Source organism: Halomonas jincaotanensis, assembly GCF_018448785.1.
Classification (GTDB): domain Bacteria; phylum Pseudomonadota; class Gammaproteobacteria; order Pseudomonadales; family Halomonadaceae; genus Halomonas; species Halomonas jincaotanensis.
This window is the reverse complement of sequence record NZ_JAHCLU010000001.1, coordinates 247,428-265,042: the sequence shown is the minus strand read 5'-3', so window position 1 is coordinate 265,042 and position 17,615 is coordinate 247,428. Positions and strand designations below refer to the sequence as shown.

At 62.1% G+C, this 17,615-nt stretch carries 15 protein-coding genes; 5 read left to right on the top strand and 10 right to left on the bottom strand.

The genetic code is table 11. The features are described 5' to 3' along the window. Window positions 1-71: 71 nt before the first annotated feature. The 3 genes from KG088_RS01265 to KG088_RS01255 form a co-directional block, all read right to left on the bottom strand. Window positions 72-1,037, bottom strand: coding sequence for a universal stress protein (locus KG088_RS01265; RefSeq protein ID WP_213823670.1), 966 nt, complete (start codon window positions 1,035-1,037; stop codon window positions 72-74). Then, window positions 1,034-2,698, bottom strand: a complete 1,665-nt coding sequence (locus KG088_RS01260; RefSeq protein WP_213823669.1) for a cation:proton antiporter — start codon at window positions 2,696-2,698, stop codon at window positions 1,034-1,036. Before KG088_RS01260 ends, KG088_RS01265 begins: the two co-directional genes overlap by 4 nt. Window positions 2,699-2,950: 252 nt before the next feature. Continuing rightward, window positions 2,951-3,571: a hypothetical protein gene (locus KG088_RS01255; RefSeq protein ID WP_213823668.1), complete on the bottom strand. Its 621-nt coding sequence runs from the start codon at window positions 3,569-3,571 to the stop codon at window positions 2,951-2,953. 136 nt (window positions 3,572-3,707) lie between these two features. Here KG088_RS01255 and KG088_RS01250 point away from each other — a divergent pair, with 136 nt between their 5' ends. Beyond that, window positions 3,708-4,220 (top strand): CIA30 family protein, encoded by a 513-nt coding sequence (locus KG088_RS01250; RefSeq protein WP_213823667.1) that lies wholly within the window; start codon window positions 3,708-3,710, stop codon window positions 4,218-4,220. Window positions 4,221-4,264: 44 nt separating this feature from the next. Here KG088_RS01250 and KG088_RS01245 read toward each other — a convergent pair whose 3' ends face one another. Continuing rightward, window positions 4,265-4,705, bottom strand: a complete 441-nt coding sequence (locus KG088_RS01245; protein ID WP_213823666.1) for an ion channel — start codon at window positions 4,703-4,705, stop codon at window positions 4,265-4,267. A 208-nt stretch (window positions 4,706-4,913) separates the two neighbouring features. Here KG088_RS01245 and KG088_RS01240 point away from each other — a divergent pair, with 208 nt between their 5' ends. Beyond that, window positions 4,914-5,687: an ADP-ribosylglycohydrolase family protein gene (locus tag KG088_RS01240; protein WP_213823665.1), complete on the top strand. Its 774-nt coding sequence runs from the start codon at window positions 4,914-4,916 to the stop codon at window positions 5,685-5,687. A gap of 7 nt (window positions 5,688-5,694) precedes the next feature. Here KG088_RS01240 and KG088_RS01235 read toward each other — a convergent pair whose 3' ends face one another. Next, a complete protein-coding gene (locus KG088_RS01235) occupies window positions 5,695-7,632 on the bottom strand; it encodes an aconitate hydratase (protein WP_213823664.1) in 1,938 nt (645 codons plus the stop codon). Between the two features lie 213 nt (window positions 7,633-7,845). Here KG088_RS01235 and KG088_RS19465 point away from each other — a divergent pair, with 213 nt between their 5' ends. After that, window positions 7,846-8,841, top strand: coding sequence for a DUF2795 domain-containing protein (locus KG088_RS19465; protein ID WP_250147988.1), 996 nt, complete (start codon window positions 7,846-7,848; stop codon window positions 8,839-8,841). Beyond that, window positions 8,841-9,368, top strand: a complete 528-nt coding sequence (locus KG088_RS01225) for a DUF2795 domain-containing protein (protein WP_213823663.1) — start codon at window positions 8,841-8,843, stop codon at window positions 9,366-9,368. The genes KG088_RS19465 and KG088_RS01225 overlap by 1 nt, the downstream gene beginning before the upstream one ends. A gap of 108 nt (window positions 9,369-9,476) precedes the next feature. Here KG088_RS01225 and KG088_RS01220 read toward each other — a convergent pair whose 3' ends face one another. Together KG088_RS01220 and KG088_RS01215 are read right to left on the bottom strand one after the other, a co-directional pair. Next, on the bottom strand, window positions 9,477-10,268 hold the full coding sequence (locus KG088_RS01220) for a nuclease-related domain-containing protein (protein WP_213823662.1): 792 nt from the start codon (window positions 10,266-10,268) through the stop codon (window positions 9,477-9,479). Between the two features lie 87 nt (window positions 10,269-10,355). Continuing rightward, window positions 10,356-12,107, bottom strand: a complete 1,752-nt coding sequence (locus tag KG088_RS01215) for a mechanosensitive ion channel family protein (protein WP_213823661.1) — start codon at window positions 12,105-12,107, stop codon at window positions 10,356-10,358. A gap of 277 nt (window positions 12,108-12,384) precedes the next feature. On the opposite strand from KG088_RS01215, the gene KG088_RS01210 reads away from it, so the two are divergent. Beyond that, a complete protein-coding gene (locus tag KG088_RS01210; protein ID WP_213823660.1) occupies window positions 12,385-13,290 on the top strand; it encodes a cation diffusion facilitator family transporter in 906 nt (301 codons plus the stop codon). Between the two features lie 65 nt (window positions 13,291-13,355). Here KG088_RS01210 and KG088_RS01205 read toward each other — a convergent pair whose 3' ends face one another. From KG088_RS01205 to trkI, 3 genes are read right to left on the bottom strand one after another with little or no spacing between them, the layout of a single operon-like run. Beyond that, window positions 13,356-14,066 (bottom strand): response regulator, encoded by a 711-nt coding sequence (locus KG088_RS01205; protein WP_406565578.1) that lies wholly within the window; start codon window positions 14,064-14,066, stop codon window positions 13,356-13,358. After that, window positions 14,059-16,092 carry an ATP-binding protein gene (locus KG088_RS19460; RefSeq protein WP_250147987.1) on the bottom strand — a complete coding sequence of 678 codons (2,034 nt, stop codon included), beginning with the start codon at window positions 16,090-16,092 and terminating at the stop codon, window positions 14,059-14,061. The genes KG088_RS01205 and KG088_RS19460 overlap by 8 nt, the downstream gene beginning before the upstream one ends. Window positions 16,093-16,129: 37 nt before the next feature. Beyond that, the gene (gene trkI / locus KG088_RS01190; RefSeq protein WP_213823658.1) at window positions 16,130-17,608 is read right to left on the bottom strand and encodes a Trk system potassium transporter TrkI; all 1,479 of its coding nucleotides are present in this window, start codon (window positions 17,606-17,608) and stop codon (window positions 16,130-16,132) included. Window positions 17,609-17,615 lie beyond the last annotated feature (7 nt).

Here is a 17,615-nt window from a genome sequence, read left to right as displayed (position 1 = left end):
GGCATCGGCGGCCGACGCCTTCACGGTGCGGTGCGTCAAGGTAATCGGACCATGGGGGCCCTGGGCCAGGATCACGTCAGTGTGACGGGCGTGACGAACCCCGGCGGCTTCAGCGCCAGCACCGAACACTGCAGTTGATGTAGCACCGCTTCGGCCGTGTTGCCGATGATAAAACCGGAGATGCCGGTTCGCGCCACCGTGCCCATCACGACCAGGTCCGCCCTCAGCTTCTCGACCATCTTGGGAATCTGCTTGCGCGCCACCCCCATGGGCAAGTGAACCCGGGGAGACAGGTAGCCATAGGCGTCCGAACCGATGCGCTCACGAAGTCTATAGGTCAGTCTGTCCATGCCGACCTGGTGACGGGACTGTTCCATCTCGACGATGTGGCGCTCGGTGGTGTCGGGGTCGTTGGCCCAGATGCCCACGAAACCGGCTTCCGGCGCATCCCAGGCATGCACCAGATGCAGCTCGGCAAAGTCCGACAGGGCCAGAGAAGCGGCAAGGTCGAGGATGCGGTCGTTGAGCACCTGCTTGTTCGGCACGTCACGATGGACATCGACATCGACGGCCGCAACGATGCGTCGGTAGTTCGGCGTCTCCTCCGGCTTCATCAGCCAGACCGGACAGGGGCACTTGCGCATCAGGTGCATGTCATCGCTGCCGAACAGCAGCCGGCTCCACTCCGGGTTTTCCGCCGTCTTGATCACGAGATCATGGTCGCCCCGCAGCACCGCCCGAATGACCTCGATGAATCTGATCCCGGTCAGCACCTCGATATGGTGGTCGACCCGATCGGCATGGGGGGCGATCAGCGACTCGACCCGAGACCGGCGCTCGGCCATCACCGATTCCCTGAATGCGACGGGTGATGGCCCCCGAAGCGCCAGGGAGAGGTCCAGCGGCTCCTCGGGTATGACATCGATGAGGGTGAGCATCGCCTGGCTGTTTTCCGCCAGCGATACCGCCCGGGCGAGCCCGGCCTCCTGGGAGACGGAGGGCTCGATGACATGGAGGATGTTCCGGAAACGTTTCATGCGTTCTCCCCTCCCCGGGGTTCGACCGACGTCTGGGGCGCCATTACCCGGATGGCGGCCTCCCTCGCGGCGTCTGCGTAAGGCACCAGCACCAGGTCCACGCCCTCCTGCTCGAACCGTCGGGCATCCCGAGACTGGGAGACGGCGACCGCCACCTTCCCCTGGTATCCCTGCTGACGAAGACCATGAAGCATCATGCGATTAATATCAGGGTTCCGGAGGGTGCTGACGACCCAGCGCGCCTGTTGCAGCGGCAGGGTAGCCAGAAACTCCGGATCCTCCGCGTCCCCGTAGCACACCTGGTAGCGATCGCGGACATGCTGCTGGACGGTGGTGGGATCGAAATCCACCGCCAGCAGACGACAGCCGCGCTTCCGAAGGTCTGCCGCCAGGGCCGCGCCATAGCGACCCAGCCCGATCAGGAGGACGTCGACATCATTGCTGGCATCCTCCAGGTCATCGCGTTCCCGGTGCGGCACCTGGCGCTCGAAGATCGAGAGCCAGGGTGCCATGCGCTCATAGAGGAGATGCGAATAGAGGATCATGTAGGTGGAGACGCTGATGGTGATCAGGCCAACGAGGGTGATCAGCCCTACCGTCTCCTCCTGCAGATGGCCCAGGGCCAGGCCCATCGCCGCAAGAATCAGGGAGAACTCGCTGATCTGGGCGACCGTGAGGCCGGCGAGGAAGCCGGTGCGCTTGCGGTAGCCCATGAGGCCCATGATGGCCATGACGATCAGCGGATTGCCGATCAGGACGAAGAGCGAAAGGATCGCCGAGGCGCCGAGCTGGGCGCCCAGCATGCCCAGGTCCAGGGTCGCCCCCAGTTCGATGAAGAAGAACAGCAGCAGGAAGTCGCGAAGACTCACCAGGCGAGAGGCCACCTGCTCGCGGTAGGGGGTCGAGGCAATGGAGACGCCGGCGAGGAAGGCGCCAACCTCCTTGCTGAAGCCCAGAACTTCGCCGCCCACGGCACCGATGACCGCCCAGGCGATGGCGAAGAGCATCAGCAGCTCCGAGGAATGGGCCAGCCGATGCAGCAGCCCCGGCAGGACGTAGCGCATCAGCAGGGCCAGCCCCACCAGCATGGCGGCCCCCGTCAACAGCACCCGCAAGGCCTCCCAGGCCATGTTGACATCGCCGTCGGCCTGGCCGTAGGCGGTCAGGCCGATCATCACCAGGACCACCACGATGTCCTGCACGATGAGGAAGCCGACCGCGATCCGGCCGTGCAGGGCGTCCACTTCCCGCTTGTCGGACAGCAGCTTGACGATGATGATGGTGCTGGAAAACGTCAGGGCGACGGCCACGTAGAGCGCGGTCACCGGCGACATGCCGAGCCACAGTGCGATGACGTACCCCGTCGCCGAGGTGAAGACCACCTGACCCAGGCCGGAGGCGAGCGCCACCGGCCCAACGGTCCGAATGATATGCAGGTCGAGCTTCAGCCCCACCACGAACAGCAGGAGAGCGATGCCGAGCCGGGCGAACAGCTCGATCTCGGTGCGTTGCTCCACCAGGCTAAAGCCCGAAGGCCCGAGCAGGATGCCCACGGCAATGAAGGCGACGATCAGCGGCTGACGCAGCTGCTGCGCCAGCACGCCACCCAGCACGGCGAGACCGAGGACCAGCCCGATCTGGGCAAACACGCTCTCGAGCATATTGACCGCCCTCACATCTCATAACGCAACATGCTGATTGCGCTTTCTTTTCAGTCCACCCTTCCGCTTGCTCCCGACAGTATAAACCAGCCCGTTGCACAGAACTTAGCCTGATGCGAACGAGAGGCGCATGAACGCCCGCTCGATGCCCAGCTCCTCCATCACGGCGATGACGTCGTGGACGGCATCATGGCGGGAGAGGCGATCCGTGAAGCGCCGGGGCGGCGGGACGCAGCGTGGACAGGCGCGCGCTCATGTCGGGACCACCGCCGTCACGGCCCCCTCAACAGGAACGCAAACCAGCCGAGGGGCACGCCACAGCAGGAGCCGCCCCAGCAGGCGACGCACGCCGCCGGGCCCCTCGCCGTGGAAGACGACGAGCAACGCCGCGATGGCGGGCGCATAGACCGCCAAGTAGAACTGTGTATGATGGCCGGTGATGGGACCGAACACCAGGCTCATCGGCGCGTTGAGGAACAGGTAGCCGGCGAGGATTCCCCAGGCAATGGTGAAGGTGATGAGCAGGAAGGGCAGCAGCGCGCGCTCGCGCATCACGCTTCCCACCGGGCGGCGCAGCGAGCGCGGCATGGCCGGGGCTCGGCCGACGCGCACCACCAGGTCAGGGCGAGCACCGGACAGCCCCAGCGACACATGGAGGTGATGATCGTCGGGGTCGACCACCGGCGTGCGCCGGGTCAGGTCGGGCAGGATGGAGATGGCGCCCTCCTCCACCCGAAACCGCCAGCACTGGGTATTGTGGCCCGAGGGCGTCAGGGTGGCGTAGCGGATGAGCGTCTCGTACCACTCGGCCTCGCCCTTCGGCGACGCCCTATCCAGGTCCCAGGTGTTCTTCACCGCCTCGTCGTAGGTCATTGAGCGTCCTCACACTGGTTGGCCGATGCCTCTCGGAGTACGTCGCATTTCGATCGCGGCGGTGATGCCGCAGAAGACAGAGGGTGTCATGGCAGGCAAGCTGGACACCTGACGAAACGTGGCCCCGGAGGCCCCCATGGCAGCACGCCTGATCGACTTTCTGCACGCGGACGAGGCGCCACGGTGGCGGGCTATCAATGACGACGTTATGGGTGGTGTTTCCCGAGGGAATATGCGGGGGGAAGGTGGCGTCGGCGTGTTCAGCGGTGAGCTGTCGCTGGAGCACGGCGGCGGCTTTGCCTCGGTGCGCCGCGACCCCGAGGATTTCCAGTTGGGCGCTGACTCAGGCTTGATGCTGTACGTGCGTGGCGACGGCCGCCGCTACCAGTTGCGCTTGTACAACAACCAGCTGTTCGATGGCGCGGCCTACCGAGCACTGTTCCAGCCACCTGCCGACGAGTGGCAGCACATCAGTCTGCCCTGGCATGAGTTTGAGGCCGTCTTCCGCGGCCGTCGGCTTGAGGATGCCCCGCCCCTCGATCCCGAGACAATCCAGAAAGTAGGATTGCTTATTGCTGACAGGCAGCCGGGACCGTTTCGTTTGGAGGTGGCATGGCTGGGAACACTGGAGAAAGGAGCCAAAGAATGAAACCAGCCAACCACTAGTGAACACAAGGGTGCGTATTAGAGTCGTCAATTCTCGTTCGGCCCCCAGGCACGGGCCATGATCAGATAGCTGAAAGACGCCGACCACGTAATCATCATGAAACCCACCAATGCTTCTGTGCCGGCTAAAAAGCGAATATGCCCGGTCGCGGCCAGGTCTCCCCAACCTACCGTCGTATAGTTCGCCGCAGAAAAATAAACGCAGTCGAGTAGAGTCACATGGGGGTAACCACCGATGGCCCCGTATCCATCCTGTCCCAGCAGATACCAGAAGGCCGCGCCAAACAACCAGATCTCGGCCACATGCGCCAAAAGCAGTGTGAAAATGGCCGCCAGTATAATCGACCTGTTTCGGCGCTCGCCGCTTAATTCGCGATGAGGCTGGGGGTGCCAACGATTCAGCAGCTTGATGACTTCATAATGAAAAACAACCACTAAGCCAACCACCATCGCGGTGACTGACGCCACGACAAGCTCGGATTCATCCGGGGGCATTATCAGTGCCAAAATTGTGCCGTCATGCCTAAAGCTCCTTGTGAGCCACGCAACCGTTCTTCATTGTAAATTAAGCTTTCAACGAACCCCATCAATGCCAGTCTGGATCGGGCGGCTACCCCGAGTGGCGCTAAATCGCATGATCTAGACTAGTCCTTATCACGCAGTAATGGAGGACATTATGCTGGGCGCCATCGCTGGAGACATCATCGGCTCGGTTCATGAAGGAGCCGGGACCAAGCATCGCGACTTTCCTCTCTTTGTCGCACGGAGCACCTTCACGGACGATACCGTGCTCAGCGTGGCCGTTGCCGAGGCGCTGCTGCACGGTGGCGATTACGTCACCCACTTCCATGCCTATTACCATCGCTACCCCGACGCCGGCTTCGGCGGCAATTTCGCACGCTGGGCCGAGCGCCGCGACACGGCACCCTATTACAGCTGGGGCAACGGCTCAGCGATGCGCGTGAGCCCCGTGGGCTTCGCGGCGCCCTCACTCGACGACGCCCTGGACGAAGCCAAACGCAGCGCTTCGGTCACTCACAACCACCCCGAGGGGATCCGCGGCGCTCAGGCCGTGGCGGCAGCCATCTATCTGGCACGCGACGGTGCCGGCAAGGCCGAGATCAAGCGCCAGATCGAATCGCGTTTCGGCTACAACCTCAGTACTCGCCTGGATGCTTTACGCCCCGGGTATGGGTTCGACGTCTCTTGCCAAGGTTCGGTGCCGCCGTCGATCGTCGCCTTTCTCGAAAGCGACAGCGTCGAGGGCGCGATGCGCAACGCCATCTCGCTGGGCGGCGATGCCGACACCATGGCCTGTATCGCCGGCGGCATCGCTGAGGCCTTTCATGGCGGCTTACCGGACCATCTGCACGAAGGAGCCACGCAACGGCTCGACCCACCGCTGCGCGAAATCGTCGACGCCTTCCGTGACCGTTTCATTACCGCCTGATCCGACGCTATGTCTCCTCGCGCACCAGATTGATCAGGCTGCCGAGGCGGATCATGTCGACCTGCCGCTTCGACAGACCATGGTGCATGGTGTAGTGCTGCTTCTTGGTGCGGTTGTGCAGCGTCACCTCCTCGCCGCTCTCCAGGGCCGAAATGACGCCGTCCAGTGCCAGTTCGTCTTCCTGGTCGATGGCATCGAGGTCATCCGGGTCGGCGAAGGTCAACGGCACGACGCCGAAGTTGGCCAGGTTCTGCCAGTGGATGCGGCCGTAGGAGATCGCACACACCGCGCGCAGGCCCAGGTAGCGCGGGGCGATGGCGGCGTGTTCGCGGCTCGAGCCCTGGCCGTAGTTCCGGCCGGCGACGAGGAAGAAGCCGTCGCCGTCAAGCGCCTTGGCGCGCTGACTGAAGTCGGGGTCGACGTCCCGGAACACGTATTCTGCGATGGCCGGGATGTTGCTGCGCAGCGGCAGCACCTCGGCCCCGGCGGGCATGATCTCGTCGGTGGAGACGTCGTCGCCGAGCTTGAGCATCACCGGTCCGGCGAACTCGGCCGAGATGGGCTCGAAATCAGGCAGACTCTTCACGTTGGGGCCCTTGATCAGCTCCACCAGACCGCTGTCCTCGGCGGGGGCGACGAGCATCTCGCGGTTGATCGTCAGGCGTTCGGGTTCCTCGAAGCGCGGGTAGTCCATGTCCAGTTCGCGGGGGTCGGTGATCCGGCCGGTCAGGGCGGCGGCGGTGGCGGTTTCCGGGCTGCACAGGAAGACCCGATCCTCGGGGGTGCCGGAGCGTCCCGGGAAGTTGCGGGGCACTGTGCGCAGGCTGTTGCGGCCGGTGGCTGGTGCCTGGCCCATGCCGATGCAGCCGTTGCAGCCGGCCTGGTGCAGGCGGGCACCGCCATGGATTAACCGTGACAGGTAGCTCTCCGTGGTCAGGTTCTCGAGAATCTGGCGCGAGGTGGGATTGATGTCGAACGAGACACCAGGGGCTATCCGGCGGCCCTCGACCATCATCGCCGGTACGGCGAAGTCGCGGAAGCCGGGGTTGGCCGAGGAGCCGACATAGGCCTGGTAGATCTCCTCGCCGGCGACCTCGTGCACCGGCTTGACGTTGCCGGGGCTGCTCGGCAGGGCGATCAGCGGCTCCAGCGTCGACAGATCCAGCGCGACGTGTTCGTCGTAGTCGGCGCCGTCGTCGGCGGTGAGCTCCTGCCAGGCGTCGCCGCGCTCCTGTCGCTCCAGGAAGCGTTTCACCTCACCGTCGGAGGGAAACACCGAGGTCGTGGCCCCCATCTCGGTGCCCATGTTGGCGATCACGTGACGGTCCATGGCGGAGAGGGCGTCGAGGCCGGGGCCGTAGTATTCGAAGACCCTGCCGACGCCGCCCTTGACGTCGAAGCGGCGCAGCATCTCCAGCACCACGTCCTTGGCGCTGACCCAGTCGGGCAACTCGCCGGTCAACTCCACCCCCACCACCCTGGGCATGTTGAGGTAGAGCGGTTTGCCAGCCATGGCCAGGGCCACCTCCAGGCCGCCGGCCCCGGTGGCGAACATGCCCAGTGCCCCGGCGGCCGGGGTGTGGCTGTCTGAGCCGACCAGGGTCTTGCCGGGGATGCCGAAGCGTTCCTGGTGGACCGGGTGGCTGACGCCGTTGCCGGCCGGGCTGAACCAGGCGCCGAACTTGCGACAGGCGCTCTGCAGGAACAGGTGGTCGTCGGGGTTCTTGAAGTCCTCCTGCAAGAGGTTGTGGTCGACGTACTGGGCTGAGAGCTCGGTGCGCACACGGCCGATCTGCATGGCTTCGAATTCCAGCATTACCAGGGTGCCGGTGGCGTCCTGGGTCAGGGTCTGATCAATGGCAAGCCCGATCTCCTCGCCCGGCTCCATCCTGCCTGACAATAGGTGGGATTCGATCAGCTTGCGGGTCACGTTGAGCCTTGTCATGGCGCCCTCCCATCGTGGTTTCGACTTCAGTCTAGCAGTCCAGGAACCGACCACTGCGTTGCCGAGGTCACGCCACTCGGACAGTAAGGAGACCGAGGCCGGCGTTCGCGTTTTTCGGCTTTGCATGGCGGTTAACCCTCTGCTACGCCAAAGGGGTGTCTACATTGATAGGTTTCCTCGTGGATAGGTTCTCTCGTGCACAGGAGGTGCCACATGGCAGATTTCGTGGAGAAAGGCGACATCTACTTTTTCTACCGGCCAACGGTCAACGTGGAAAAGGTTCAGAGCCTCGATGACGTGCAGCGCCTGCACATCATACTGGTGCCGGACGCTGCCGATACCGCTCGGCTGTTTCTGGTGGGCAAGAAGCGGATGCCGGAGATCATCAAGGGCAAGCCGAAATCCACCGCGCGCGAGTGGATGATGAACGACATGACGGGAAAGCCGAAGGCGGTTGGCGAGGCTCTGGCGCCGCTGGAGTACGAAACCAAGACCCGTGGCGAGCAAGAACAGGGCGAGGCCATTCCCGCCGGCGAGGGGCGCTACGCAATCTTTGCGCGCGACAACAGCTCGCGCCTGGCCTACCGCCTGACAAGCCCCGATAAGCCCGGCAAGGCGCAGGCGGAGCTGGGGATTCTCGCCGAAGCAAGCTACGTGATCTCGGTGCGCAATCCCTCTCTCGATGTGCCCGGTTTTCCGGATTCCAAGCCGAACTATCCCAAGCCTTTGCAGGAAAAATTCGCCGACAAGCGCTGGATCGATATCGACGACGGCACGCTGCTCGACTACGAGAACGCGCAGATGCTGCTCATCGGCGCGCACGACGATCTGAGCGACGAAGGCGTCTCGATTACCGGCAAGGCGAACCTGTTCAAGACCCTGGGGCTCAAGAAGCGCGACTGGCCCACGGAAGCGCTGGAGGCCGGTAAGCTCGCGGAGCCGCAAATGCAACCTGAGGCACGCGAGCCTTCTGGCGATCGCAGCAAGGGCGGCGAGCGCGGTGGCAAGGCGGCCCGCCAAACGGCCTCGGCGGCCGGCATCGCCCAGGCGCTCAAGGGGGTGGATTTTCCTTGCAGGAAAGCCGATCTGGTCAAGCAGGCCAAGGCCAACGACGCGTCGGATGAAATCATCGAGGTGCTGAACGCGTTTCCCGACCGGCAGTACGAGACGATGGCCGACATTCAGAAAGCGCTAGGAGAGGTGCGCTGATGGCACAGTTCGCTTGTGAAATCTGCGGCGCCGAGTTCGAGCAGAAGTCTCGCTACGAGCGGCACATGCAGACATCCCATCCCAAACAGGCAGTGTCTGCCGCGGATATCGAGAAAACGCTGAAAGGCGTCGATTTTCCCAAATCGCGCGACGAGCTGGTCGATCGCATGGGTGACGAGGCACAGCCAGTGCGCGACATCCTCGAGCGGCTGCCTGATCGGGAGTATCGGGACGCCGCCGAGGTCGCACGCGCCTTCGGTGAACTGCGCACCCACGAGAAGGCGCCTCAAAACCAGCCGAGCAAGACCGGCGGCGAGCGGGCCATGCAGGCGTCCTCATCGTCCCCCTCCGCCGCACGCTTCGCCAGCCTCTTTGCCGGCATGCAATTTCCGGCCAGTCGCGACGAGCTCAAACAGCATGCCCGCGCGAAGGCCAGCGAAGAGGAAATGCAGATCCTGGAGAAGTTCGGCGGGCATACTTACCACAACATGGCCTATGTCACCAAGGAGCTGAACAGGGTGAGCTGAAATATCGCGCCAGGTCTTGCTGTCGACCTTGATTGGCTTTTGACGCCCATACCCGAGCCATCGTCAAGGCAATGCGACGGCGGGCTTAAAAAAAACAGCAAGGAAGCCTCACTCGGCCTTCAACATACCTCGGCAGGCCGGAAACCTGGCGCAGCCCCAGAATGCATTGCCTACATTGGCGCCACGCTTCACCTTGCGCAGCACCATCCTGCCACTGCACCTGGGGCATTGCTTCTGTGATGCTTTATTCGCCACCCGCTCCTTCACATGATGCACATGGGCCCTGTCAGTACTGAAGGAAGCAGCCAGGCGCCCTTCTGCAATCTGACCAACAGCTCTTTGCACCTGTTCGGGCGACAATACCCGGGTGGTGTGAGACTTGATGAAACGGATATAGCCGCCACCATAGGTGACATTCGGCGGCATAGGCGTCTTGAAGGTGCTATTGCCTATGAACACGATCACTGACTGCATCTGGTTATCTTCCAGGCCCAGCAGGACCTGAAGGGTTTTCATATGCTTGTGGTTCTGCCGAAGCGGGTTCTGGAACTTATGGCTGAACCTAAAGAGCTTCTGTGTCCACTGCGCCTGGTGAGGCGTACCGAAAATCCAACCTTTCATGTTCTTGGTTTCGACCACGAACACGCCAAACTCGGATACCACCACATGGTCGATCTGGGTCGTGCCATCCTCAGTGGGAAGTGTTACGTTCTTGATCAAATGATAGCGGGTCTTGTCGAGACACAAGCGAGCGGAGAGATTCACCTGGAACTCGCCTGCCTTGCCCTTGAACCAGGCCGTCTTGATGATACCGAGCAGCATAAACATCGGTATGAGATACCAGAATGCCGCCAGGAAAGGCTGGAAAAACGACCACTGGAACAGAGCGGTGACATCCATACGCTGAACTCGCTGTATCAAGAATAAAATCGAGAAGAAAAGACCCGTGTTTCGGCAGTGGCGATCACCACCGCCTGGAGCCCCACATTATGCAGACGGCCCTGGCTTGGGGCTGTCCGTCACGGTGGCCGGACGGGTGACTAATCTGTCGGCTGGCTCATCGCCTAGAGCCACATCGTGACGGCCGAACACTACCACGTCTCTCGGCCACCATTCGGGGTGATTGTCGCGGATGAAGGCCAGCATTTTCTCGCGAACATTCATCTCGGCTGCCCAGCCATTCATGGGCTCAGAGGTCATCAGATAGAAGGTGATCTGCTGTGCCATCTCGGTCTGCCCGGTGACGTAACACAACAGCTTGTGGTGCTCGATGACGTTCTCTTCCGCCTCCGCGTACTCCTTGAACTTCTCTCTCAAACACGCCACATCGGCACTCAAGTGGAGGGTCAGTACGATATAGCGATACATCTTGGCGCTCTTGATCGACAGGTTTTCGAAGGGCTTGGAGATGAAGTAGGTCACGGGCACGATCAAGCGCCGATCATCCCAGACTCTCAGGCGTATGAAGGTATAGAAGATGCCTTCCACATAGCACCATTTGTCCTCGAAGATCACCAGGTCGCCCACGCGGATGGGTTTGGCCAGCGACACTTGAAACGAAGAAAGAATATTGCCCAGCACCGTCTGGCCAGCGATCCCTACCAGCACCGTCAGCACACTGGCCGAGGCCAGCAAGGACATGCCCAGCGATTCGAAGAGCTGAATCTGGCCAAGCACGTAGATGGTAACGGCAACCACCGTGACCAGGATGATACCGCGACGCAACGCGTAGAGGGTGGTCAACAACTTGCGATCATCGCTGGGCTTGGTGTCATCGATCTCACCCACCAGCCGCCGCGTCGTCTTCAGCATGAAGGTGTCGACGAGTCGAAGCGCGATCGTGCCGACACCCCAGGCCATGATGGAGATCAACAGTACCTGGAGAAAGGTCGTCGCCACGGCCGAGAAAGAGACCGCATAGTCGAGCATGGCCTGCGCCACGCGCGACATGACCACGAACGCCATGGACACCTTGATCTGGCTGACGAAAATGCTGGGTAACCCCGACGGTAACCAGTGCGATGCCAACCCAACCAATAAATAGACCCCCCACCCCACCAATCCAATCGCGAGCAGAAAAATCGGAATGGCGATCCACTCCCAGATCTTGAGCATCCCGTAGGAAGCATGGAAGCGTTCCGGAATATGGCCCTCTAGCCATGAAGGACCGTATTCTTCGTAAAGCAAAGGAATGGAGGAAACGCTTTCCGGTGAAACCAGCCAGACCGCGTCCTCGTCATCGACTCGATAACGCGCCAGACGTATGTCATAGGTTTCACCATCGACATCGAGCGATGCCAACCGCAGATTTCGTTGCGGCTCGCCCGCTTGGGGATTCTGTCCCGAGGGGTCCTCGATCACGGCATCCGGGCGCCCGGAAAGATCGGACAGATCGAGCCACTCGCCGCGCCGCAGCACCGACGCCAGCTGTCTGGCCAGCAGACTCCCCCGGCTTTTCTGCTCTTCGGGGGACATATTGGAAAGGTTGAGCACATGGGCTGCCGCATCAAATTCCTTGCTGTCGGTGAGTTCCATAAAGCTTCGGATCGCATCGCGTGGCGTCAGCCGGCTGAGATCCTCGGGAACTTCGCCAAGCCCCTCGTTCAACGCGTCAATAGAAAACCATTGCTGACTATCTTCATCTTCATCTTCCTCTTCCGACTGCGCGACACATACGCTGGAGAATGCGAGGGTCATCGCCATGACGGCCAGCAACAACCATGAGCTGATTAATTTCATCCGTGTCTTACCGTTTTTGTGATGGGTCAAGTCGCCGTTCCACATGAGAGTCGAGCGTATCTCCGACCGGATTTTCGTCCGTACCAGCCTGGCGCCGGACTATCGGGGTCAAGGGTGAAGTACACCCCATCGGCCGTTGGTGCGTCCAGCCTCGGAAAAGACAGCAGAGGAATTTCCTGCTGACGACCTCTTTTCCGAGCCATTCTGGCCAGCTGACATTTTGCAATGCCGTACGCTCGGCTAGAATCATCGGCCTGCCATTTACAAGGGAATCTTCATGCAAGCGGCACTCGAGCAGCTCGCTCTTAAGGTCTCCATCCTCGTGACCCTGACCGTCTCCGGTCTCGGGGTCACCTTCGGGCTGCTGGCCGGTTCCCAGTCGATTCTCTTTGACGGCGTCTTCTCGAGCATCGATGCCGCCATGTCCGCACTGGCGCTGGGCGTGTCGCGGCTGGCCATGCGCGAGGCCAGCCAGCGCTTTCAGCACGGCTATTGGCATCTCGAACCCTTGGTGGCGGCCTTGAATGGGGCCATCCTGATGCTGCTGTGTTTCTACGCCTTTCTCAATGCGCTGCAGGGACTGATGGAGGGTGGCAACGTACTGAATTTCAATGTCGCCATCTTCTATGCGGTGGTGGTCGCCATCGTCTGCTTTACCATGACGTTCTACCAGAAACGCATCAATCGTCGAGCCGACTCCGAGTTCGTGCACATTGATATGCAGGGCTGGCTGATGGCCGCCCTGATCACCTCGGCGTTGCTGGTCGCTTTTCTCATCGCCCTGCTGCTGAAAGGCACGACGCTGGAACACTGGAACCGCTATGTCGATTCACTGTTGCTGATGGTATTGACGGTGTGCTTCATGCCGGTGCCTATCGGAATCGTGCGTCGTGCCATGAAGGAGTTCTTCCTGATCGCGCCGAGCGGTATCGACCGCGAGGTACATGCGGCCATGGTGCCGGTGATGCAGCGCGAGGGACTTCTTCAGTACTTCAGTCATGTCGCTAAGGCCGGGCGAGGGCACTTCATCGAAATCCATATCGTCACCACGCCGGAATTCGGCACCGGTCAGGGCATCGCCGTTCTCGATGAGATCCGCGAACAGATCAGCGCAGGGCTCTCCATTGCCCCTGCACGCCGCTGGTTCACCGTGGCTTTTACCGCTGATCCGCGCTGGGCCTGATGGCCACCTTCTCCATCCCTTCGCGGCCGCATGCGCATCGGGTGAGATCAGGGGCATTGGCATTCTCAGGCGGGCGGATCGTGTTCCGCCAGCAGGCGATAGCCGACTCCGGCTTCGGTCTGCAGCAGGTGTGGCGCCTGGGGGTCATCGCCCAACTTGTGGCGTAACTTGCTGACCACGATGCGCAGGTAATGGGTGTCGTGCGCATGGGTCGGCCCCCAGACATCGTTTAATAGCTGGGTCTGGGTGACGACACGGCCAGCATGGTGAACGAGGCGCTTGAGAACGGCATACTCTTTGGGCGTCAGGTGCACGGCTTCGCCATCCAGGTTGACCCGATGCGCCGCGAGATCGATGACCAGCCCTGCATAGCGGTAACTAACGGCAGACCGGTCCTCATTCGACTGGGCCTGGTAGCGCAACAGCGATCGCACCCGAGCCAGCAGTTCCTTGATCCCGAACGGCTTGGTGACATAGTCGTTGGCGCCGTTGTCGAGCGCCTGTACCTTCTCGTTTTCCTGCCCGCGCACCGAGACGACGATCACCGGCACCGCACTGTGGGCGCGAATGGCATCCAGCACCGTCTGGCCATCCATGTCTGGCAAGCCCAGATCAAGGAGGACCAAATCAGGGCTCTCGTCCTGTGCTCGCTTCAGTCCCTCGGCTCCGGTCGCCGCCTCGATCACCCTGAAACGCTGGGACACCAGGCTGATGCGCAGGAAGCGACGAATCTGCGGCTCATCATCGATGACCAGGATGAGGGGGAGGTCAGCCATCATCGCGCCGGCCCTCCTCGGCCGTCGGCAACGGCAGATGCATCACGATGGTGGTGCCAATGCTCTGGGGACCCAGCTGAGCGTCGATACTGCCACCGTGGGCGCCCAGCATGCCGCGACTGATGGCCAGGCCCAGGCCGCTGCCGTGTCGACTGCGGTCTCCTTCGCTCTCGGTAACGAACATGTCGAACACCTTCTCACGCAGTTCCGGGGCGATACCTGGCCCTTGGTCCGTCACGCGAATCTCGAGTCGGTGGCCTGCGATGTCATGCCGTGCCTGAATGCCGATTCGACCTTCGGGAGGCGAGAACCTCACCGCATTGTCGATCACGTTGACCAGGGCCTGCTCGATCAATGCCGGATGCACGAACAACAACGGTAGGTCGTCCGGCCAGTCACGCTGGATATCTACCTCCTCAAGCGAAAGACCCAGGCGGCGTAACGCGGCGGCCACCAGATCGTCCAGCGAGATCCAATCCCGCTCAATCTTGAGGCCGCCATGGCCCAGACGGGTCATGTCCAACAGGTTCTGGATGTAGCGATTGAGTCGCTCGCTTTCACTCAGGATGCTGTCGAGCAATTCACGCTTGTCCGCATCACTCAGCTGGGGCGACAGGTCGCGTAGTGAACTCGCCGAGCCGATGATCGACGCCAGGGGCGTCCGCAAGTCGTGGGATACCGATGACAACAGCGCCGAGCGCAGCCGCTCGTTTTCCTCCGAGAGCCGCGTGGCGCTCAGTTCCCCGACCAGGCGCGTTCGCTCCAGGGCCATGGCCAACTGACTGATCTGTGCCTCGATCATCGCCTCTTGATCGGGCCCCAGCGGGGCTTCGCGCTTCCCCAGCTCGAGCCCGACGATACCCAGCACACGGCCCTGCTCCACTAGCGGTAACAGACGCCAACCCTGGTCGGTATCGGCCAGGTGGGTGGTGCCCAGCCCACTGGGCTGACAATGCTGCCAACTCCAGCTCGCCGCCGTCAGTGCTGCGGCATCGAGCACGATGCCAGGTGGTTCGGTGCGCTGAATCGTCAAGCCGGCACTTCCTTCCTCACGGCTGAGGAAAGCCACCGGCGCCCCCAGCCACCGCTCCAGGGAGGCAAGACCAATATCGCGCACCTGGTTCCAATCGGTGGCCACCGACAGAGCCCGCGAATAGGCGAGCAGCCGCTGAGTCTGCTCACGACTTCGCCGCAAGGCGACCAGCCGCCGACGTCCGCTCCCCGCCAGTTGTCCCACGACGACCGCGACCAGCAGGAAGAAGATGACCGTCAGCAATTGCTCGCGCTCGACCATGGCCAGCGAAAAGTGTGGCTGAGTGAAGAAGTAGTTGAAGGTCAAAAAACCGAGCACGACACTCAACATCGCGGCCCGGGTCCCGGCCAAGGCGGCACTGGTGAGCACGGCAGCAAGAAACACAAGCGATAGATTGGCCAATTCCAGCCATGCCTGGAGTCCCCAGGCGACCACCAGAGCGCCCAGGGTCGTCGCCACCGCGATCAGGGGTTCGTGGAGCCGAACCGCCTGCAAGGACTGGCGGGGTCGAAAGCGCGGCCGCTTGCTGGCCTCGGCGACCACCACCAGGTCAAAGGTGCCTCGCTGGCGCATCAGTTGCTCTGCCAGGGTGCGACGCCAGAACCGCCAGCCCGAGGGGCGCGGGCTTCCCACCAGCAACGTGGCGATGCGATGCTCTTGGGCATAGTGCAGCAACTCGGCAGCGCGATCCTGCCCTTGTATCGACAGGGTGTCGCCACCCAGCCGGACCACCATGGCGAAGTCTCTTTCCAGCACCAGGCGCCGCTCGGCATCGTCGCTTCCGGTGTCCACGTGGATGGCCCGCCAGGCAACGCCTTCTCGATCCGCCAGGCGATGCGCCGCCCGCACCAGCGCTGCATCCTCGCTGCCACCGCTGAGAGCGACCAGCAAGCGCACCCGCGGCGAGCGGGAAGCCATTCCCGCGCTGCCTGAATTGTCGGTGGCGGCCGGGGCAGAGGCGGTAGGCGAATCCGCCAAGGAAATGGAGTTCATCGATTACGTCTCCCTGAATTCGTGACATGGCAAAATCTTAGCGGCGCCAGAACATCGGCGTCAGGAGCACCAGTACCGTAAGGATTTCCAACCGCCCCATCAGCATTCCCACGCAGAGGAGCCATTTGGCCGCGGCCGGTAGGGATTCGAAGTTGCCGGCCGGCCCAATGATGTCGCCCAGCCCCGGCCCGACATTGGCCACCGCCGTGGCCGCTCCCGACAGCGCCGTGGTGAAGTCCAACCCCAACAGGGCCAAGCCCAGCGCCAGGCCGGCAATGGTCAGAAAAAAGAAGAATGAAAAGGCCACCACACCACGTGTGATGTCGTCCGTCAGGGCCTGATGATTATAGCGCGAGGCGAAGACACCATTGGCATGGATCAAATACCGCAGTTGGTTACGCAGCAGGATCATCGCCACCTGAAAACGAAAGATCTTCATCCCCCCACTGGTGGAGCCGCTGCAGCCACCGACGAACGTCAGGTAGAAGAAGGCCACGAATGCCAGGGCCCCCCAGGTGCCATAGTCGTCCGAGGCATAGCCGGTTGTGGTGACCACCGAGACGACGTTAAAGGTGACATGCGTCAATGCCTCGAACGGCGGCGTGCCGTGCCAGATCCGCCACGTGGTCAGCGCCACGATGACCAGCAATAACAGCGTCAGAAGCCCCCGGACCTGTTGGTCGCGCCACAGCGATAGACGCGACCCTCTCAAGAAGCGGATATACAGCACGAAGGGCAAGGCACCGGATAACATGAACAGGCTGCCCATCCACAGCAGTTGCGGCTGGTTAGCGTAGGCCCCGAAGGAGGCATCGGAGTTGGCGAACCCACCGGTGGCAAGCGAGGTCATCGCATGCACCACGGCGTCCAGCAGCGTCATGCCGCCCAGCCAATAGGCCAGCATGGCCGCCAGAGTGAGACCACAATAGACCCCCAAGGTGGCCTTGGCGATGCCGCCCGTGCGAGGCATTACCTTGTCCGACCAATCCGAGGACTCGGTACGAAACAACCGCATGCCGCCCACCTTGAGAAAGGGCAGGATCGCGATGCCCATCACGATGATGCCGATGCCCCCCAGCCACTGCATGATGCCGCGCCACAACTTGAGTCCATCGGAGAGGAACTCGATGCCGACCATCACCGTGGAGCCCGTGGTCGTGACGGCCGACACCGATTCGAATACGGCATTGGTGAAGGTCAATTGAGGGGCGCCAAGCACCAGCGGCAGGCTGGCAAAGCCGCTGATGGTGGTCCAGCTCAGGGCGGTGAGGACGAACATCTGCCATGGCTTGAGTTCGACGGATACGCGAAAAGTGGCCAGCCAGACCAGCGCGACCGCTGAAACCACTATCGCGATCGACACGCCGAATGCCTTCACGTCCGGCTCCCCCTCGATCGCCAGCACCGCCAGGGGAAAGGCCATGAAAATCGCCAGCACCAGCCACAACATTGAAATGATCTTGAGCACAGGCGCCCATTGGCGCCCCCACTCGTCCAACCGTCTGATTCGCCGCATGGTATTG